The sequence below is a fragment of the Kribbella sp. DT2 genome (assembly GCF_049844575.1).
Lineage (GTDB): Bacteria > Actinomycetota > Actinomycetes > Propionibacteriales > Kribbellaceae > Kribbella.
In genome coordinates this window covers 513,905-531,111 of the sequence record NZ_JBNCLH010000004.1, presented here as the reverse complement: position 1 = coordinate 531,111, position 17,207 = coordinate 513,905, and the positions used below count along the sequence as shown (strand labels likewise).

19 protein-coding genes are annotated in these 17,207 nt (G+C 69.1%); 10 read left to right on the top strand and 9 right to left on the bottom strand.

Features of this window, described 5'->3' with window-relative positions; genetic code table 11:
• Window positions 1–74: 74 nt before the first annotated feature.
• Window positions 75–386: a hypothetical protein gene (locus ACLQ2O_RS20620; protein WP_425833716.1), complete on the bottom strand. Its 312-nt coding sequence runs from the start codon at window positions 384–386 to the stop codon at window positions 75–77.
• Between the two features lie 63 nt (window positions 387–449).
• Here ACLQ2O_RS20620 and ACLQ2O_RS20615 point away from each other — a divergent pair, with 63 nt between their 5' ends.
• From ACLQ2O_RS20615 to ACLQ2O_RS20600, 4 genes are all read left to right on the top strand, one after another.
• Window positions 450–1,109, top strand: coding sequence for a TetR/AcrR family transcriptional regulator (locus ACLQ2O_RS20615; protein ID WP_425833714.1), 660 nt, complete (start codon window positions 450–452; stop codon window positions 1,107–1,109).
• A gap of 1 nt (window position 1,110) precedes the next feature.
• Complete coding sequence (nhaA, locus tag ACLQ2O_RS20610) at window positions 1,111–3,006, top strand: Na+/H+ antiporter NhaA (RefSeq protein ID WP_425833712.1); 1,896 nt, start codon at window positions 1,111–1,113, stop codon at window positions 3,004–3,006.
• 81 nt (window positions 3,007–3,087) lie between these two features.
• Entirely contained in the window at window positions 3,088–3,543 is a 456-nt protein-coding gene (locus ACLQ2O_RS20605) for a rhodanese-like domain-containing protein (protein WP_425833710.1), read from the top strand.
• Window positions 3,544–3,582: 39 nt separating this feature from the next.
• On the top strand, window positions 3,583–4,179 hold the full coding sequence (locus ACLQ2O_RS20600; protein WP_425833708.1) for a dihydrofolate reductase family protein: 597 nt from the start codon (window positions 3,583–3,585) through the stop codon (window positions 4,177–4,179).
• 23 nt (window positions 4,180–4,202) lie between these two features.
• On the opposite strand, the gene ACLQ2O_RS20595 is transcribed toward ACLQ2O_RS20600, so the two are convergent.
• Genes ACLQ2O_RS20595 through ACLQ2O_RS20580 form a run of 4 tightly spaced genes read right to left on the bottom strand, consistent with a single transcriptional unit; the run spans window position 4,203 to window position 7,762 of the window.
• Complete coding sequence (locus tag ACLQ2O_RS20595; RefSeq protein WP_425834015.1) at window positions 4,203–4,712, bottom strand: tetratricopeptide repeat protein; 510 nt, start codon at window positions 4,710–4,712, stop codon at window positions 4,203–4,205.
• A gap of 7 nt (window positions 4,713–4,719) precedes the next feature.
• The gene (locus ACLQ2O_RS20590; protein ID WP_425833705.1) at window positions 4,720–6,360 is read right to left on the bottom strand and encodes an MOSC domain-containing protein; all 1,641 of its coding nucleotides are present in this window, start codon (window positions 6,358–6,360) and stop codon (window positions 4,720–4,722) included.
• Window positions 6,360–7,178, bottom strand: a complete 819-nt coding sequence (locus ACLQ2O_RS20585; protein WP_425833703.1) for a pyridoxamine 5'-phosphate oxidase family protein — start codon at window positions 7,176–7,178, stop codon at window positions 6,360–6,362. Before ACLQ2O_RS20585 ends, ACLQ2O_RS20590 begins: the two co-directional genes overlap by 1 nt.
• Window positions 7,175–7,762 carry a CGNR zinc finger domain-containing protein gene (locus ACLQ2O_RS20580; protein ID WP_425833701.1) on the bottom strand — a complete coding sequence of 196 codons (588 nt, stop codon included), beginning with the start codon at window positions 7,760–7,762 and terminating at the stop codon, window positions 7,175–7,177. The genes ACLQ2O_RS20585 and ACLQ2O_RS20580 overlap by 4 nt, the downstream gene beginning before the upstream one ends.
• A 54-nt stretch (window positions 7,763–7,816) precedes the next feature.
• Here ACLQ2O_RS20580 and ACLQ2O_RS20575 point away from each other — a divergent pair, with 54 nt between their 5' ends.
• From ACLQ2O_RS20575 to ACLQ2O_RS20565, 3 genes are read left to right on the top strand one after another with little or no spacing between them, the layout of a single operon-like run.
• Entirely contained in the window at window positions 7,817–8,656 is an 840-nt protein-coding gene (locus ACLQ2O_RS20575) for a DUF427 domain-containing protein (RefSeq protein WP_425833699.1), read from the top strand.
• 1 nt (window position 8,657) lies between these two features.
• Window positions 8,658–9,377, top strand: coding sequence for an SDR family oxidoreductase (locus ACLQ2O_RS20570; RefSeq protein WP_425833697.1), 720 nt, complete (start codon window positions 8,658–8,660; stop codon window positions 9,375–9,377).
• A 26-nt stretch (window positions 9,378–9,403) separates the two neighbouring features.
• A complete protein-coding gene (locus ACLQ2O_RS20565; RefSeq protein WP_425833695.1) occupies window positions 9,404–9,814 on the top strand; it encodes a VOC family protein in 411 nt (136 codons plus the stop codon).
• Here the strand turns inward: ACLQ2O_RS20565 and ACLQ2O_RS20560 are convergent.
• The 3 genes from ACLQ2O_RS20560 to ACLQ2O_RS20550 are packed head-to-tail and all read right to left on the bottom strand — an operon-like array spanning window position 9,811 to window position 12,670.
• Complete coding sequence (locus ACLQ2O_RS20560) at window positions 9,811–10,377, bottom strand: DUF3105 domain-containing protein (RefSeq protein WP_425833693.1); 567 nt, start codon at window positions 10,375–10,377, stop codon at window positions 9,811–9,813. The genes ACLQ2O_RS20565 and ACLQ2O_RS20560 overlap by 4 nt on opposite strands.
• A complete protein-coding gene (locus tag ACLQ2O_RS20555; RefSeq protein ID WP_425833691.1) occupies window positions 10,374–11,579 on the bottom strand; it encodes a PqqD family protein in 1,206 nt (401 codons plus the stop codon). Before ACLQ2O_RS20555 ends, ACLQ2O_RS20560 begins: the two co-directional genes overlap by 4 nt.
• Window positions 11,576–12,670 (bottom strand): HesA/MoeB/ThiF family protein, encoded by a 1,095-nt coding sequence (locus ACLQ2O_RS20550; RefSeq protein ID WP_425833689.1) that lies wholly within the window; start codon window positions 12,668–12,670, stop codon window positions 11,576–11,578. The genes ACLQ2O_RS20555 and ACLQ2O_RS20550 overlap by 4 nt, the downstream gene beginning before the upstream one ends.
• A gap of 462 nt (window positions 12,671–13,132) precedes the next feature.
• On the opposite strand from ACLQ2O_RS20550, the gene ACLQ2O_RS20545 reads away from it, so the two are divergent.
• The gene (locus ACLQ2O_RS20545) at window positions 13,133–13,528 is read left to right on the top strand and encodes a VOC family protein (protein WP_425833687.1); all 396 of its coding nucleotides are present in this window, start codon (window positions 13,133–13,135) and stop codon (window positions 13,526–13,528) included.
• A gap of 98 nt (window positions 13,529–13,626) precedes the next feature.
• Entirely contained in the window at window positions 13,627–14,022 is a 396-nt protein-coding gene (locus tag ACLQ2O_RS20540; RefSeq protein ID WP_425833685.1) for a hypothetical protein, read from the top strand.
• Between the two features lie 106 nt (window positions 14,023–14,128).
• Here the strand turns inward: ACLQ2O_RS20540 and ACLQ2O_RS20535 are convergent, their stop codons facing one another.
• Window positions 14,129–15,184, bottom strand: a complete 1,056-nt coding sequence (locus tag ACLQ2O_RS20535) for a LacI family DNA-binding transcriptional regulator (protein ID WP_425833683.1) — start codon at window positions 15,182–15,184, stop codon at window positions 14,129–14,131.
• Window positions 15,185–15,332: 148 nt separating this feature from the next.
• Between ACLQ2O_RS20535 and ACLQ2O_RS20530 the strand changes: the two genes are divergently transcribed.
• Window positions 15,333–17,174, top strand: a complete 1,842-nt coding sequence (locus tag ACLQ2O_RS20530; RefSeq protein ID WP_425833681.1) for a ricin-type beta-trefoil lectin domain protein — start codon at window positions 15,333–15,335, stop codon at window positions 17,172–17,174.
• Window positions 17,175–17,207 lie beyond the last annotated feature (33 nt).

Here is a 17,207-nt window from a genome sequence, read left to right as displayed (position 1 = left end):
GGCCCCAGGGAGTACTGTAGACAAACTGGTTCGCATTTCAACCACCAGCAAACGCGATCCAAAGCGGAACCGGCTCAGACCGGCCGATGCTCCACCCGGCACACAGGCCCAGCAGGCCCGGTCTCACACACCAGTACGGCGTCGCCCGACTCGTCCGGGTGCCGCCATGGCATCACGGCCTCACCCGCAAGCAGCGCGTCGAGCGTCTGCAGCGAAGGATCTCGAGTCTCCGAGTGGTGCTCGTACCCGGCCGCCCCGAGCGCCAGCGCCACCGCCATCCCGAGCAGGTTCACCTCCGTCGGCTGGTCCGGGGCGGCGGATCCCTCCGCCGGCTCGAGCCGAAGTCCACGTCCGGGCACGTCCACGATCCGCGCGACATACGTCATAGCGCTGAGCGTAAACCGATCTTTTGGGTTGCGCATCCCATTCTTCGCCGTACCCTTCGAAGCATGAGGCTGACCAGCAAGGGCCAGGCGACCCAGCAGCGCATCGTCCGTACGGCGGCCGGCCTGATCGCCGAGCGCGGCGTCGCGGGGACGAGCATCGAGAACGTGCGCTCCGCGGCCGGCGTGAGTGGTTCGCAGATGACGCACTACTTCCACGACAAGCGCAGCCTGGTCCAGGCGGTCGTCGGTCTCCAGGCGGACGTCGTCGTACGGTCGAGCGAGCTGGACAGCTTCGCGGCGTTACGCGCTTGGGCGAGCACGCAGGTCCAGCACCAGATCGACAACGGCTGCGCGGGCGGCTGCCGCTTCGGCTCCTTGGCCGGCGAACTGGCCGAGAGCGATCCGGCGACGCGGCGAGAACTGGCCACCGGCTTCGGCCGTTGGGAGGTCGCGCTCCGCGACGGCCTGCAGGCGATGCGCGACCGTGGCGACCTCAGGCCCGACGCGGATCCCGCCCGCCTGGCGACGTCCCTGCTCGGTGCGCTCCAAGGCGGCGTACTGCTCACTCAGACGCACCGCGATCCCACGCCGCTCGCGGTGACTCTGGATGCGATGCTGACCCACGTGGAGTCCTACGCCACCGACCAGTACGCCGTACGCCGGACGCCTGGTCCCGACGGCGAACGAGTGAGCGGTTCCGGCGACGCGCGGCGAGAGGACTGAGATGTCCGAGCAGACCTCACGGCTGAGCGGGCGTTCGTTGTGGACCCGTGGGATCGCGACGCCGATGCGGGCGTTCCTGCGGACCGAGGCGGGCAGCTCCGGCGTGCTCGCGGCGGCGATCGTGCTCGCGCTGCTCTGGGCGAACCTGATGCCGGGCTCGTACGAGAGCTTCTGGCACACCGACTTCTCGCTGCAGCTCGGTGAGCGGGAGCTGAGCCTCGACCTGCGCGAGTGGATCAACAGCGGGCTGATGACGCTGTTCTTCCTGGTCGTCGGGCTGGAGGCGCGGCGCGAGTTCGACCTGGGCGACCTGCGGGAGCGCAGCCGGTTCGTGCTGCCGGTCGTGGCCGGGGTCGCGGGGATGGCCCTGCCGGTCCTGGTCTTCGTCGCGTTCAACGCCGGCGGCGAGGGTTCGCACGGCTGGGGTGTCGCGATGTCGACCGACACCGCGCTGGCGCTCGGCCTGCTGGCGCTGGTCGGCCGCGGGGTGCCGGACCGGGTGCGGGTGTTCCTGCTGACCGTGTTCGTGGTCGACGACCTGATCGCGCTGCTGGTGATCGCGGTCGTCTACAGCGAGAACATCGCGATGATGCCGTTGCTGGCAGCAATTGTTGCCTTCGGCGTGATCTTCGCGCTGTCGCTGGCCGGTGTCCGGAATCCCTTCTTCTACGTCTTCCTGGGCATCCTCACCTGGGCCGCACTGCTCACCTCCGGCGTCGACCCGGTCGTCGCCGGGCTCGCGATCGGCCTGACCGCGCCGGCGTACTCGCCGGGCCGTGACGAACTGGAGCAGGCGAGCGGTCTGTTCCGCCTGTTCCGCGAGCAGCCGACGCCGGAGCTGGCGCGCAGCGCGACGCTCGGGCTGACCTCGACGCTGTCGCCGAACGACCGGCTCCAGCACATCTACCACCCGTGGACGAGCTACCTGATCGTCCCGCTGTTCGGCCTGGCCAACGCGGGCATCAGCATCGACCTGGACTTCCTCGCGCAGGCCTACACCTCGCCGATCACGCTCGGCATCATCGTCGGGTACACGTTCGGCAAGCCGATCGCGGTCACGATCAGCTCGTGGGCGCTGACCCGCTTCACGAAGGGCCGCGTCAAACCGCTGGTCGGCTGGGTCGGCGTGCTCGGCAGTGGCACGATCGCCGGTATCGGATTCACCGTGTCATTGCTGATAGCAACGATAGCGTTCGAGGGGGACGCGCTGGCCGAGGCGAAGGTCGGCCTGCTGTCGACGGTGGTGATCGCGTCGGCGGTGACCTGGGCGGTGTTCTGGGCGGCGAGGCTGCTCTCGCCGCCGAAGAAGGCGGCCGCGTTGCTGGGCGACGCCGAGCAGCTGACCGATCTCGTCGACGACATCGATCCCGACGCCGACCACGTCCGCGGCCCGGTGAACGCCTCGGTGACGCTGGTCGAGTACGGCGACTTCGAGTGCCCGTACTGCGGCCTCGCCGAGACCGTGGTCCGGGAGTTGGCGAAGGACGACGACCTGCGGTACGTCTGGCGGCACCTGCCGCTGACCGACGTGCACCCGCGGGCGCAGATCGCGGCCGAGGTCTCCGAGGCCGCGGCGGCGCAGGGCAAGTTCTGGGAGATGCACGACCTGCTGCTCGCCCACCAGGACAAGCTCCAGCCGACCGATCTGATGAAGTACGCCAGGGAGCTCGGCCTGGACGACGACCGCATCCACGACGAGGTCAAGCGCCACGTCGCGGCCGGCCGGGTCGCGCGGGACGTGGAGACGGCCGACCTGAGTGGCGTGTCCGGTACGCCGACGTTCTTCATCAACGGGCAGCGGCACTACGGCGCGTACGACATCGAGACGCTGGCCAAGGCGATCAAGACCGCCCGGGCGCGCGCGGGGATCGCCGCCCGCAATGGCAGTAATTCGTAGTACGGCGTCGTTTCTGCCACTTCTCAGGCCGTACGCCGGTCCGCGACGCTGGGGACTCCACGAACTCGCAAGGGAGTCCCCATGTCAGCAGTCCTCCAGGTTCCGCCGGCGCCCTCGCAGGCCGCCGTCGAGCGCTTCGCCGCCCGGCTCGCCTTCGAGACCGACTGCTCCGACGTCGCCGCGGACCTCGGCGCCGGCGTCGAGGGCTGGCTGCTGATCGACACCCGCAGCCAGGAGAGCTGGGACCAGGGCCACGTCCCCGGCGCGATTCACCTGCCCACGCGGGAGATCCAAGCCCGCGCGGCGTCCGTCGTACCGGCCGGCACTCCGGTCGTCACGTACTGCTGGGGCCCTGGCTGCAACGGCGCGACGAGGGCCGCGCTCGAGTTCGCCAAGCTCGGGCACCCGGTGAAGGAGATGCTCGGCGGCTTCGAGTACTGGACCCGTGAGGGCCTGCCCGTGGAGACCAAAGAGGGAACCAGTCGCCAGGCGGTCGACCCGCTGGTCGCGCCGCGCGGAGTCGCCTGCGCCTGCTGACCGTGTCGAGAAACCTGGCGTGGCTCCGACGTAGCCGGTATGACAGAGGACATGACGCAACGGCGGGTGGTCGCGTGGACGAGTGTCTCCCTGGACGGGTACACCAGCGGGCCGGGCGGTCCCGCGCACGACTCCTGGCTCTACGAGCACGCGATGAAACCTCAGACGACGGCGTACTTCGAGTCGGTCTGGCGTGGGGTCACCACGGCCCTGCTCGGGCGGACGAACTACGTCGGCTTCCACAGTGTCTGGCCCGGCATCACCGCCGATCCACAGACCGACGAACGGACCCGGGCGCTCGGCCAGTGGCTGAACGACGTGGAGAAGATCGTCTTCTCACGCACGTTGGAGAAGGCGGAGTGGGACAACTCCCGGATCTCCGACGACCTGGAGGGCACGGTCCGCGAGCTGAAGGCGCGGGACGGCGGCGACATCATGATCGTCAACAGCGTCAGCATCATCCAGCAGCTGCTGAAGGCCGATCTCGTCGACGACCTGCGGTTCGCGATCGTGCCGTCGATGGTCGGCGGCGGGCTGCGGCTGTTCGCCGAAGGACTGCCGGAGTCGCGCTGGATGCTGGCCGAGACGACCGCGCTCGAGCACGGCGCGGTCGGGCTTCACTACCGCCATGCGTAAATCAACCCAGCCGCCGGGCGTAGCTACTGCGAGTACAGGTAGTCCGCGTTCCCGCGGATGGCCGCCTCGTACCGCTTGATCTCCGCGGTGTCGACGCGGTCGGCGATCACGAGCAGCAGCGCGGCCAGCGCCTTGTCCTTGCGGCCGGCCGCGTTCAGCGTGAGGGCCTTGAAGACGCGCAGCGAGTCCGACTCCGGGAACTCCTGGCACGCCTTCGTGAACACCTCCAGCGACTCGTCGTACCGGCCGAGGTTGCGCAGGGTGCTGCCGTACTGCAGCAGGCAGCGGCGTTTGGTGTCGCCGGTCAGGTCGGGCAGCGCGCGTTCGTAGTACACGATCGCGCGTTCTTCCTGGCCGTCGGTGTCGTACGACCCGCCGACCTCGTACAGCACGTACGGGTTGCCCGGGTGCTCCTTCAGCAGGTCCTCGAAGAAGGCGATCGTCGGCGCCATGTTCGCCCGGTTCCGCCGTGCGAACGCTTGCTCGATGGTCGCCGCCAGCTCCGGCGTCAGCTCTTCACTCACAGGCACCATCATGCCCCTACAGGTCGATCACCACGTCGTCGGCCGGCCGTGCGCAGCACGGGAGCACCTGACCGGACCCCGCCGGTTCGAGCGGATCGGGGGAGTAGGTGACGTCGCCCGCGACCAGGTCGGTGACGCACGTGTGGCAGACGCCCGTACGGCACGACCAACGCGCCGGTACGTCGCAAGCCTCAGCCAGCTCCAGCAGCGAGCCGTGCTGAGCCGACCACGGCACCGACAACCCGCTCCGCGCGAACGTCACCAGCGGACCGGTCCCCGGTGCACCCGGAGGAGCGTGCGGTGGTACGACGGTCTGCCCGACGAGCCCCGGATTGATCGGCGGCAGCGTGCCGAACAGCTCGGTGTGGATGTGGTCGCGCGCGATGCCCGACTCGGCGAGCAGCTCGCGGAGGTTGTCCATGAACACGGTCGGGCCGCAGATGTACGCCGTCGCGTCCTTCGGTACGCCGAGCGCCCGCAGCTCCTCGGGCGTCGGACGCCCGTGCGTATAGACGTACCGGTGCATGTCCGGCAGCGCGTCGAGCAGACCGTCGACCTCGCTCGTGAAAGCCGGGTCGCGGGTCACGTGGATCCACCAGACCGGGCGCGTGCGCTGAGTCGCCAGGCTGTGCAGCATCGCGAGCACCGGCGTGATCCCGATCCCGCCGGACACCAGCAGAACCGGCCCGTCCGCCTCCTCCAGCACGAAGTCGCCGCGCGGTGCCGCGACGTCGAGCGTCATGCCGGCCGCCAGTTCCTCGTGGATGTAGCGGCTGGCCAGGCCGTCGCGCTTCACGCTGATCCGGTACGACGTACCGCCGGGCGCCGAGGACAACGAGTAGCTCCGGATGGCCGGACCTGGCACTCGTACGGTCAGGTACTGCCCTGCCCGGTACGACGGAAGCTTGTCGCCGCCGAGCAGCACGGAAACCACGGACTCACTCTCGCGCACCACTTGCTCGATCTGAAGCGGCTTGAATCCAGTCCACGCAGCGGCCTCGACCGGTTCCTCGTCGGCCTTCTCCACCAGTTCCCGGAAGGATTGCTGCCAGCCCGGGCTCAGGGCGGGAATCCGCAGCGTCGCGCGGAGCTTCTCCTCGTCGCGGTTCGGCAGGTAGAGCAGACCGTCCACGTCCGCGACCGACAGCTCCTCCGGCCCAACGTGCGTCCGGACGATCTCGTCGCCGGCCTCGACCGTTCCTTCGGTGATCACCCGCAGGTAGAAGCCCGGCCGCTTGTGCCCGACCAGCAGCGACGGCAGCTCCGGCTCGCCCATCCGCATCCCGACGCGGTAGCACGTCACGCGCGGCTGGGTGACCTCGAACTCCGCCGTACCGATCCGGTACCGGTCGCCGACGCAGACCTCGTGGTCGGGCAGCCCGTCGACGGTGAAGTTCTCCCCGAAGGCGCCGTACTCGAAGTCGTCGCGGCCGAAATGCTCCTGCCAGTGCCGGTACGAGTCCAGCTGGTAGACCAGTACGGCGCGGATCTCGCCGCCGTGACCGCCGAGATCGCCCTGCCCGTCACCGTCGACGTTCAGCCGCCGGACCATCCGCGGACCCTCGACCGGCGACTTCCAGATCCCGGTGTGGACCGTCCTGCCCTGCCACTCGACGTCCTTCGGCATCCCCACGTTGAGTGAGACGAGCGTTGCCATCACGATCCTCCAGCGGTCAGCACCGAGCGGTTCGGGGTGAAGCGAACGGCGCGGCCGGTCTCGGTCGGCGCGTCCCAGTCGATCGTCGCCGTTCCGGACAGGTGCAGTGAAGCCCCCGTCGCGAAGTCGACGAAGAGCAGGGACGCGGCCGGATCGATCGCCAGGTTGCCCAGGCTGTTGAACATGTTGTTCCCTGGCTGGTCGGCCCACCAGAGCTCGTCGCCGTCGAGATGGACCGTGCCGCCCTTGTGCGAGCTGTCGGCGCCGCGCTCGGCGTGCGTCGTACCGAGGAAGAAGGTGTCCGACCGCTCGATCAGCTCGCGCCCGAGCAGGCCGTCGGCAACCTGCGTCCTCGGATGCGCAGTTGCTGGAGGCAATGGTCTGGGATGGATGTACTGCGGGCAGTTGCCGTACGCCTGATCGGCGGTCAGCTCGAGCGACTCCGCCGTACTGACGGTCAGCGTGCCGTTCACGCGGAACCGGCGGCGGATCGCGAACTCGATCACGATCAGCCCGGCGGGCTGGTCGGCCGGCATCAGGTGCAGCGGGTCGCCGGGCGGAGGCGCCGCGTGCACGGTCAGCGTCGTACCGGTTGCGTCGAGGAAGCCTGCAGGTCCGTGCAGAGGTGACGTCCACAGGCGTCCCTCGTTGTCGCGCGCGGTGATCACGGCGAACTCGCGCTGGGCGAGGAACTTGGCGGCGCCGCCGTCGAGCAGCGGCGGTCGCAGCATTCCTTCGAGGCGCGAGGCGTCGTACAGGACTCCCGCCTGGTGCTGGACGGCCAGTTCGCCTTCGTGGAAGCCGACGGTCGTCTTCATGACTGCTTCCGGGTCTTCTCGTAGTGCCGGGCGACGCGCGTGCGGTTGCCGCAGATCGAGCCGACGCACCACTGGCGGCGCTTGTGCTCGGCGAGGAACAGCATCGAGCACTCCGGGTTCGCGCAGCGGCGCAGCAGGGCCAGCTGCTCCGCGTCGGCCAGCAGCTCGATCGTCTCGCGGGCGATCGACGCGAGCTTGGCGTTGCCGCCGTACTCGGGGTGGTAGCGCACCTCGAACTGCCCGTCCGCGCTGAGCCGAACGCTCTGCGGCGCCGACGACGAGGCCGCGTTCAGGTCCTCGATCGCGGTCGCCTGCGGTCGCCGGCCGGTCAGGTGTGCGTCGAGCACCTCGCGCGCCGCCGATCGCACCCGCCGCGTCGCCGCGGCATCCGGGACCGGGCCTTCCGGCACGCGCGAGGCCTGCAACGCCCACCACTTGTCGCGCTGCCCGGCCGGCTCCAGCAGGTCGATCGACGGGTCCGGCACCAGCAGCTCGGTGTCGACCAGATCCAGAACGGCGAGGCGCTCGCCACCCATGCCGAAGCCAGCTTCGAGCAGCTCGTTGACATTAGGCCTTGTGGTCATGGCATGATCATACTAATACTTAATCCTAGATTTCAACATTAGGAAGGAACTCCGATGGGACTGTCCTGGCAACAAGGCCCGCTCGACGGCGGCGCGGTCGGCCGCTTCCTCACCCCCGAACCACTCCCCGAACGACTCCTGTACGCCGAACGCCTGCGCCGCCGGATGCGCGTCCAGTACGCCGGTGAGTGGATCGCCGACAGCGAGGACGTGATCCTGCTGCACGAGCCCGGCCGCTACCCGGTCGCCTACTTCCCGCTCGCCGACGTACGCGCCGACGTGCTGACCGAGGCTCCGCGACAGACGCGGCACAAGGACCTGGGGACCACCACCTGGTACACGGTCGGTACGACGGACCGGGCCGCGTGGCAGCACGTCGACCTCCCGGCGTACGCCGACGAGCTGGCCGGCCGGGTCGCGTTCGCGTGGCGGGCGATGGACGCCTTCTACGAGGAGGACGACCGGATCCTGGGCCACGCCGCCGACCAGTACCACCGGATCGACATCCGGAACACGTCGCGCCGCCTCGAGGTCCGCGTCGGCGGTCGGGTCGTCGCGTCGACGGAGCGTCCGGTCGTGCTGTACGAATCGGGCTTCGCGCCGCGCTGGTACGTGCCGCGCTCGGACATCGTGGACGGTGCGCTGAAGGCGGTCGAAGGGCAGACGTTCTGCCCGTACAAGGGAATGGCTTCCTACTACGACATCGAGGGCGCCGAGCGCGCCGCGTGGTCGTACGAGGACGCGTACGACGAGGTCGGCCGGGTGCGCGATCTGGTCTCGTTCGAGGCCGACAAGGTCGAGGTCTTCCTGGACGGCGTCCAGCAGCACCTCGAGCCCGGCCAGCAGGTTCGTCCGCACGGAATCGACCGCGACATCACCGATGGGAAGCACTGACATGTCACTGTCACTGGAAAACCGCACTGTTCTCGTTGTCGGTCGTCCGAGCGGCATCGCTTCGGCGACTGTCCAGGCGTTGGCCGCTGCGGGGGCCGAGGTGATCCTCGCCGGCCGCACGCTGGACCCGGTCAACACCGGTACGCCGGAGACGGGCTCCGTTCGCCGGGCTCAGGTCGACCTGACCGACGAGTCCTCGATCGCTGCGCTCGCCGCCTCGCTCGGCAAGGTTGACCACGTGGTGTCGACCGCGTCGGCGCGTGCGCGCGGAGCCTTGACCGACCTGAAGCCGGAGACGATCGCGCTGTCGTTCGCCACGAAGGTGACCGGCCCGATCCTGCTCGCCAAGCACTTCGCGCCGCTGATGCCGGCCGACGGCTCGTTCGTCTTCTTCTCCGGCCAGTCCGCGCAGAAGCCGATGCCGGGCATGCTCGCGGTCGGTGCCACGAACGGCGCGGTCGACGTGGTCGTCCGCTCGCTCGCCGTCGAGGTCGCACCTATCCGGGTCAACGCGATCTCACCCGGCACGATCGACACCGGCGCGTACGACGGCCTCGGCGCCGAGAAGAAGGCGGCCTTCTTCGCCGACCGCATCGGCAGCAGCCCGGCCGCGCGGATCGGCACCGCCGAAGACATCGCGGCCGCGGTCCTGTTCGCCCTCACCAACAGTTTCGTCACCGGCCACACCCTGCCGGTCGACGGCGGCGAAGCCCTCGTCTGATTCCCTTTTCTGCAAGGAGTTCCGTCATGCCCACCGATCCGCCGGTCACCCCCGGCCACCTCCAGTTCGAACTCGTCCCGGTCCCGGTCCGCGACCTCGACCGCGCGAAGGCCTTCTACGCCGACCAGGTCGGCTTCACCCTCGACGTCGACGTGGAGCCGGCGCCCGGCGTACGGGTCGTCCAGCTCACCCCACCCGGCTCGTCGGTCTCCATCAAGCTCTCCACGGGCTTCCCCAAGCTCGACATGGAGCCCGGCTCGCTGCGCGGCCTCCATCTGGTCGTCGCCGACATCGATGCCGAACGCAACCGCCTGATTGCCAACGGCATCGACGTGGAGCCGATCGAGGACGTCCGAGGCGTCCAGTTCGCCTACTTCGCCGACCCCGACGGCAACACCTGGACCTTGCAGCACCTGCCGTGGCGCCCGATCGGTTAGTCGGTGACGCAGTCGGTGGCTCCGTCGCGCCACTGGTGGTTGTAGCGGGTGGGGACCTTGGTGGCGAAGGCCTCCACCTTGGCGGGGTCGAAGGTGTCCAGGAGTTGCAGGCGTTGCCAGCCGGTGAGCGCGATGCCGTGGCGGATTTCGGGGTATGGGGCAACGACCACGTCGCGGGGGTAGCGGCGGCCGATGGACTCCAGGCGTTCGACGTCGGCGGGCGAGACGTCGGCGGCGTACTGGAGGAGTACGTGCCCGTGCTCGAGGATGTGGACCTGGAGCTCGGGGACGATCGGCGCGCGGTAGATGCCGGGGATGACGACGCGGGGGGAGTGCGGGCCGGAGGTCGGGGGCAGCGTCTTGTACGGGTCGTGCGGAGCGCCTTGGTAGGCGATGTGCCGGTTGCCCTCGAAGGGCTGCGGCGTGCCGGGGACCTCGTTGCAGGGCAGCGCCTGCTTGTCGCCGAACTGGCCGAGCAGGACACCGAACGCGAAGCTCGACATCGTGAGGACCGACAACGTCGTGACCAGGATGCCGACCAGGACGCCGTACTTTCGCTTCATCGCGCGGCCTGACGGCGGTTGCGGACGACGACCCAGAGCGGAAGGAACACGTTGACCGAGGTGAACAGCAGCAGCACGACGCCCTCCCACCAGTAGAGGCTCGCGAACGGCGCACCGACCAGTACGCCGAACGCCCAGCCGAACGTGACCTTTGCGCTCGGCAACAAGAAGTGCCAGGCGAACCACAGCATCCAGGTGAAGCCGGTCAGGTAGAGCAGCCGGTACCAGCGGGCGACGCGCAGGTCCTTCGGGCTCGCGTCCCGGAGGATCACCTGCTCGTCGGGCTTGAGCCGGCGGACCAGCTTCTTCAGCGAGAGCCGCGTGACCTGGTGCAGGTTGCCGCAGCCCGTGGCCGTTGCCATCACCAAGTACATGTCGGTGCGCAGGTACGCGAGCGTCTGGAACGCGAGCTTCGCGATCTGGCTGAGCACGACCATCGCGAGCAGCCGGATCAGCCCTGGCGGCAGGTCGATCCACCCGCGCGACCAGGCGTACCGCGGCGCGACGGCGGCGAACAGGATCACGCTGTCGATCGCCATCCCGGCCAGGAACGGCCCGTACCGCTTCGCCGGCGGCAACGCCCACAGCCCGGTGAGATCGGTCTCCAGGACCGGGAAGATCCCGCGGCGTTCGATCCGCAGCCGCGACCGGACGCCGACGGCCGCACCGGCGAACGCGTGCCACAGCTCGTGCACGATCGTGAGCACGACGACGACCAGGTTGGTGACGAGCAGGCTGAGCACGATGTCGGGGAAGATGAACGTGTCCTCGTACGTCGGCCGCAGCGACGGCTCGACGACGAACATCACCAGCGCGGTGACCAGGCACCCGGCGTACAGGACCCAGGCGAGCGGGGTGAACAGCGGGCGGACCAGCCGGGCGGGGATGCGGGACGCGGACCAGTGCTTCGCGACGTCGCGGGGCTCGGTCGTGACGATGCCCGCGTCCAGCAGGACCTCGGCGAAGTCGAGCGCGTCGATCTGCTCGCCGGTCTCCCGCTCGAGCTCCTCGCCGGCCTCGGCGACAGTCCGGCCCTGCGCGAACAGCTCGACGAGCCGCGCACCGATCTCCGGTACGACGACGAACGTGCCGGTGGCCGGGTCGCCGACGACGTACTCGTCCTCGTCCTCGCGCCGGACGATCAGGTGGTCGACGGCGAGCCGGCTGTCGGTCGCGATCCCGGTGGGCAGCGTGTCGCTCACCGGCCGACCCAGCCGCAGGTGCCGCACTTCTCGCCGGGCGTCGGGCGGACGGCGTAGTGGTAGGTCAGGTCGGTCAGGCTGAGGTGGAACATCGTCCCGAGCGTGCTCGGCGGGATGCCGCCCAGATGGTAGATCGCGTCGAGCGCGGCGAGGTGGCCGGTGAGGTTCGCGGTCGGGGCGATCACGGCGTGGCCCTGGAAGGGGAACAGCTCCTCGGGCTCTTCGCCGTGCTGGTCGACGAGGCGGTCCCGGACACTCGGCAGGCAGGCCTGGCAACAGGTCTGGCCGGGGACGAACAGGCCGACGACGGCCATCGGACCGGCGTACTGGGCGATCATCCAGGGGGTGTTCGTGCGCAGCGCTGCCTCATTGGTCCAGTCGCGGATCTTGTCCATCGGCTGATCGGCGCAGAGCACGAGCAGGTCGCGGTCGCGCATCAGCCGGGCGACGTCGTCGGTGCTCTCGACGCGGGTCTCCTCGCCGGTGACCTTGACGTGCGAGTTGATCGCGCCGAGCCGGGTGACGGCGGTCCCGACCTTGGGGCGGCCGAGGTCGTCCTCGGTGTAGAGCAACTGGCGGGTGAGGTTCCCGGCCTCGACGACGTCGAAGTCGACGCAGTGCACGGATCCGACACCTGCTGCTACGAGCGACGACGCGACAGCGGATCCTGTACCACCAAGGCCCAGTACGACGACGCGGCTGCGCTTGAGCTGTGCCTGGACGGCGTACCGGGAAGGGCGTGGGGTCAGGTCGACCCAGGCGTAGTAGTTGAAGGCGCGGTCGTAACGGTCCAGCTCGTCCGGGCCGAGCTCCGGCGGCGGTGGCGCGGCCGCGTCCTCGACGTACCCGGCGGCGATGATCGTCTCCAGCATGTCGGCCGCCTCGTCGGCGGTCAGCGTCGTGCGCTCGACCAGCTCGGCGACGATCCTGGTGCGGTCACGGGTCCCGTCCATCAGCCCGAGCAGCGTCCACAGGGCGCTGTCCTCGTCGTCGATCTCGGCGCCGATACCGACCTGCCGGCCGCCGATGTTCACCAGCGTCGGCGTCAGCCGGACCGGCTTGTGGATCCCCTTGATCTTCGGTCGTTCCACGCGTGCCCCCTCCCCAGGACCGAGTGCACCGGGGCACGGGTGATGAGCCCGCGCCCCGGTGCCGGCTGACTAGCCGCAGAGCTCGTTGCGGCAGCCCGGGTCCGCGATGATCATCGCGGTGGTCTCGAGCTTCTCCAGCTTCCGGACCATGATCTTGCGCGGCTCGGGCTTGTCGGTCTTCTTCTCCATGATCGTTCCTCCCATTGGCAGTGGCGGTTTGCCGTCGTCATGAGAGCACCGGCTTTCGTCCGCGCACAAGACCCGCATTTCACGCAGCGTTGTCAAGCGAACGCATCAATACCGCCGTTCAAGTGCCTGCTTGCGGGTAATCCTTTGCTGCCAAGGGATCGAGAGCCTCGCGCGCACCGGCGGCACCGTCGTACGGGTGGTGTCGAGGAGGTGATTGCCCACCGCAAGATCCGGGGTAGGCAATTTGCCCCTCGGAGAGGTCAGAATCAGGGAATGAGCGACAACGTGATGGAACTCCGGCTGGTGGTCACCGCTCCCGACTACGCCGAAGCGGTGACCTTCTACCGCGACGTCCTTGGCCTGCGCGAACGCGCTGCCTACTCCTCCGAGGACGGCAACGTCACCATCCTCGAGGCCGGCCAGGCGACCCTGGAGATCGCCGACCCCAACCAGGCCGACTACATCGACCGCGTCGAGGTCGGCCGCCGCGTCGCCGGCCAGTTCCGCGTGGCCCTCCAGGTCACCGACGCCACCGGCACCACCCGAGTCCTGACCGAGGCCGGCGCCTCCCTCGTCGCGGCCCCGACCCGCACCCCGTGGAACTCGCTGAACGCCCGCCTCGAAACCCCCGGCGGGATTCAGCTGACCCTCTTCGAGGAACTCGTTTAACTGGGAATTTCTCAATTTATTCCGGTAACTCCTCGCAAAGATCACAGGAGTGCTGTTATCTTCTGTCCACCTCATTCGCCCCAGGGAGGAACCGCCTGATGAGTCGACTTCACCTTCGTACTGCCGGTGTTCTGCTCGGTGCGCTCGGCCTGGTGTTCGCCACGAGCACCGTCGCGAACGCCGCGTCCTTCAGCTACGGCGCCTACGAGGGCGGCGGGTGGGGCAACTGGCAGCAGGACCCCGACGGGGACATCCCCGGTGACGCGATCTCCGCGTGCGATGTGACCGCGGACGGCTGGGGTATCGAGGTCCGCCTCGACATCGATCGCGACGGTGACATCGACCGCCGGATCAGCACCCGCGGCCACCACTCCCCGTACTGCTCCGGCTGGGCCAGCGGCGACCTCCGCGAAGGGACCCCGGTCCGCGTCTACGTCGTGAAGGTCAACGGAAGCACCGACTACCACCCCGTCGCCAAGGACGGCACGGCGTAAGACCTCAGTACGACGACGCCGGCAGTACGACGCCGGTACGACGACGCCGGTCGGCGGTGACGCGAGGGTCTACCGGCTCGTGGTCCCCTCAGCCGGCTGACCGCGCTCAGGAGTCCTTGACGGCGCGCGTCGACGGTTCCGCGGTCGAGCCGCGGACGACCAGCTGGGTGGCGAGCTCGAGGTGAAGCGCCTCGGGGCGGTGGCCGTTCAGGACGCGCATCAGTTGGGTGACGGCGATGCGCCCCATTTCCTGCAGGGGCTGGCGCACGGTGGTGAGTGGGGGATCGATCGCCGCGCTCAGGTCGATGTCGTCGAAGCCGGTCACCGACAGGTCGGCGGGAACGGCAAGCCCCCGCTCCCGGGCGGCGTGATAGGTGCCTACGGCAACTTTGTCGTTGAAGCAGACGATCGCGGTCGGGCGGGGCTGCTGGTCGAGCAGTTCGCCGGCTGCCTGCCGTCCGTCCTCGATGGTGGGATGGACGTAGCGGACCCGGTCCGGCGGCAGCAGGGTTTCGGCGGCCGCCAGTGCGGCGCGGTGCCCGACCATGCGGGCGTCGGTGGCCAGCCACTCCTCGGGACCGGCGATCACGGCGATGTCGCGGTGGCCCAGGCCGGTCAGGTGGGCGACGACCGTGTTCGCACCTGAGGCGTGCGCGGCGGAGACGGCCGCGACGTCCGGCGGGAGCGGCTGGCGCGGATCGACGACGACGAAGGGGAAGCCCGAGCGGGACAGGGTCACCAGATCCCGCGCCGGCTCCGGGGGAAGGATGAGGATCGCGCCGTCGACTCCGTCCTGGGTCGGCAGCTCGCTGAGGGCGTCGTTGTCCTGGCCCGACTCGCCGGCGTCGAGGATCAGGCGGCGTCCGTGCAGCGCGAGCGTCTCGGCGATCGAGGACACGATCAGGCCGAAGCAGTCGGTCAGCAGGTACGGGCAGCGAACGTACACCGCGCCCGGGCTCTCGGCGGATTCTTCGCCGGCGTTGTGCCGGGCCACGGCCTGCAGCACGAGGTCCCTGGTCCTCGGTGCGACGTTCACGCGGTCGTTCAGCACCCGCGAGACGGTGGCGATCGACACCCCGGTCTCGGCGGCGATGTCGCGCAGCGTGGCCCGCGGCTGCCGTTCCACCATCGCCGCGTCCCGGTCCCCCCGCGACCCACTCATCGGCGCAGTCTAACGGACTGTTGACGCCGTCGAGCTGCTGTTGTTTCATGATGGAACAGAATTTGCAGCATGTTTCAGTTTCTGCGGTCCATGACACCTCAGGCTGTCGCGGGTCTTCGCGGCGGCCACCCGCCCCCGTAGGAGAGTCATGTTTTCATCCTGGAAATCACGAGTCCCTCGACGCCGTCGCGGCATCGTGCTGGCCGCCGCCGCCGCGGTGACGGCCGCCGGTCTGACGGTCCCGGTCCAGACCGCCTCGGCAGCACCGAACGTCGCCGTCTGGCTGACCACGCCGAACAAGTCGAGCCTGCTCGGCCGGCAGGCCGACGTCAGCTTCGGGTCGGGCGGCGGCAGCGGCCCGACGATCGCGGTCAACCCGAGTACGACGTACCAGTCGATGGTCGGTTTCGGTGCCTCGTTCACGGACGCGGCCGCCTGGAACATCTTCAACTCGCCTCGGCGCAACGAGGTCATGAACGCGTTGTTCGACCGCGGCAACGGCATCGGCCTGAGCTTCCTGCGCCAGCCGATCGGTGCGTCGGACTTCTCCCGCAGCTTCTACACCTACAACGACGGCGCCGCCGATCCCAGCCTGTCGCGCTTCTCGATCGCGCACGACCAGTCCTACATCCTGCCGCTGGTCAAGCAGGCGCTGTCGCTGAACCCGGAGATCTCGGTGATGGCCACGCCGTGGAGTGCCCCGGCCTGGATGAAGAACAACAACAACCTGATCGGCGGCTCGCTGAGTGACAGCCGGATCGGTACGTACGCCGACTACCTGGTCAAGTTCACCCAGGCCTACCAGGCGGCCGGCGTACCGATCGACTACCTGAGCGTCCAGAACGAGCCGAAGTTCTCGCCGCCCGGTTACCCCGGCATGCTGATGTCGGCGGGGCAGCAGAGCAACATCATCAACAACCTGGTCCCGAAGCTGCGCTCGGCCGGGCTCGACGCGCGGCTGCTCGGCTACGACCACAACTGGGACGACACGTCGTACGCGCAGACGGTCAACAACAGCACCGGGAACAACGTCGTCGGATCGGCCTGGCACTGCTACGGCGGCAAGCCGTCGGATCAGTCGACGGTCCACAACGCCCAGCCGAACAAGGAGATCTTCTTCACCGAGTGCTCCGGGACGAAGTCGAGCGACGACGCCGCGACCTTCCGCGACTCGCTGCGCTGGCAGGGCATCAACCTGGCCGTCGGCACGACCCGGAACTGGGCCCGCAGCGTGACGACGTGGAACATGGCGCTGAACAACGCCAACGGCCCGGTCATCGGCAGCTGCGGCAACTGCACCGGCGTCGCGACGGTCGACGGCAACAACGTGCAGTACAACGCCGAGTACTACGTGCTGGGACACCTGAGCAAGTTCGTCCGCCCGGGCGCGGTCCGGGTCGAGTCCACCGGGTACGGCGAGGGCGGGATCCAGAACGTTGCCTTCCGCAACCCCGACGGCTCGATCGCCCTGGTGGCGATCAACAGCGGCGGCACCCAGAACTTCCAGGTCTCGTTCGGTGGCCAGACGTTCGGCTACCAGCTGCCCGGCGGAGCGATGGCGACCTTCACCTGGCCCGGCTCGGGTGGGGGAAACCCGCCCACCGGCGGTGGGACCGGCGCGATCACCGGCCTCGGCGGCAAGTGCCTCGACGTCACCGGCGGCTCGACCGCCAACGGCAACCAGCCCCAGCTGTGGACCTGCACCTCCGGGCCCAACCAGCAGTGGACCGTCGGCACCGACGGTACGATCCGCGGCCTCGGCAAGTGCCTCGACGTCACCGGTAACGGCACCGCCAATGGCACCGCAGTGCAACTGTGGGACTGCTTCGGCGGTCCCAACCAACGCTGGACTGCTTCGGGCGGCACCCTGGTGAACGCCGCCAGCGGCACGTGCCTGGACGTCCGCGACTCCAGCAGCGCGGACGGCGCCCGCCTTCAGATCTGGACCTGCACCGGCGCCGCCAATCAACGCTGGACAACACCGGCCTGACCCCGGTACGACGACGCGGCGGTCCTGGCACCT

Excerpts from the sequence above, each read along its gene's own strand:
- ACLQ2O_RS20565 (WP_425833695.1), top strand. The coding sequence starts at position 9,404 with ATGCCCACCGATCCGCCGGTCACCCCCGGCCACCTCCAGTTCGAACTC.
- nhaA (WP_425833712.1), top strand. The coding sequence starts at position 1,111 with ATGTCCGAGCAGACCTCACGGCTGAGCGGGCGTTCGTTGTGGACCCGT.
- ACLQ2O_RS20620 (WP_425833716.1), bottom strand. The coding sequence starts at position 386 with ATGACGTATGTCGCGCGGATCGTGGACGTGCCCGGACGTGGACTTCGG.
- ACLQ2O_RS20580 (WP_425833701.1), bottom strand. The coding sequence starts at position 7,762 with ATGACCACAAGGCCTAATGTCAACGAGCTGCTCGAAGCTGGCTTCGGC.
- ACLQ2O_RS20545 (WP_425833687.1), top strand. The coding sequence starts at position 13,133 with ATGAGCGACAACGTGATGGAACTCCGGCTGGTGGTCACCGCTCCCGAC.
- ACLQ2O_RS20615 (WP_425833714.1), top strand. The coding sequence starts at position 450 with ATGAGGCTGACCAGCAAGGGCCAGGCGACCCAGCAGCGCATCGTCCGT.
- ACLQ2O_RS20570 (WP_425833697.1), top strand. The coding sequence starts at position 8,658 with ATGTCACTGTCACTGGAAAACCGCACTGTTCTCGTTGTCGGTCGTCCG.
- ACLQ2O_RS20575 (WP_425833699.1), top strand. The coding sequence starts at position 7,817 with ATGGGACTGTCCTGGCAACAAGGCCCGCTCGACGGCGGCGCGGTCGGC.
- ACLQ2O_RS20605 (WP_425833710.1), top strand. The coding sequence starts at position 3,088 with ATGTCAGCAGTCCTCCAGGTTCCGCCGGCGCCCTCGCAGGCCGCCGTC.
- ACLQ2O_RS20560 (WP_425833693.1), bottom strand. The coding sequence starts at position 10,377 with ATGAAGCGAAAGTACGGCGTCCTGGTCGGCATCCTGGTCACGACGTTG.
- ACLQ2O_RS20530 (WP_425833681.1), top strand. The coding sequence starts at position 15,333 with ATGTTTTCATCCTGGAAATCACGAGTCCCTCGACGCCGTCGCGGCATC.
- ACLQ2O_RS20540 (WP_425833685.1), top strand. The coding sequence starts at position 13,627 with ATGAGTCGACTTCACCTTCGTACTGCCGGTGTTCTGCTCGGTGCGCTC.
- ACLQ2O_RS20595 (WP_425834015.1), bottom strand. The coding sequence starts at position 4,712 with ATGGTGCCTGTGAGTGAAGAGCTGACGCCGGAGCTGGCGGCGACCATC.
- ACLQ2O_RS20600 (WP_425833708.1), top strand. The coding sequence starts at position 3,583 with ATGACAGAGGACATGACGCAACGGCGGGTGGTCGCGTGGACGAGTGTC.
- ACLQ2O_RS20535 (WP_425833683.1), bottom strand. The coding sequence starts at position 15,184 with ATGAGTGGGTCGCGGGGGGACCGGGACGCGGCGATGGTGGAACGGCAG.
- ACLQ2O_RS20585 (WP_425833703.1), bottom strand. The coding sequence starts at position 7,178 with ATGAAGACGACCGTCGGCTTCCACGAAGGCGAACTGGCCGTCCAGCAC.
- ACLQ2O_RS20590 (WP_425833705.1), bottom strand. The coding sequence starts at position 6,360 with ATGGCAACGCTCGTCTCACTCAACGTGGGGATGCCGAAGGACGTCGAG.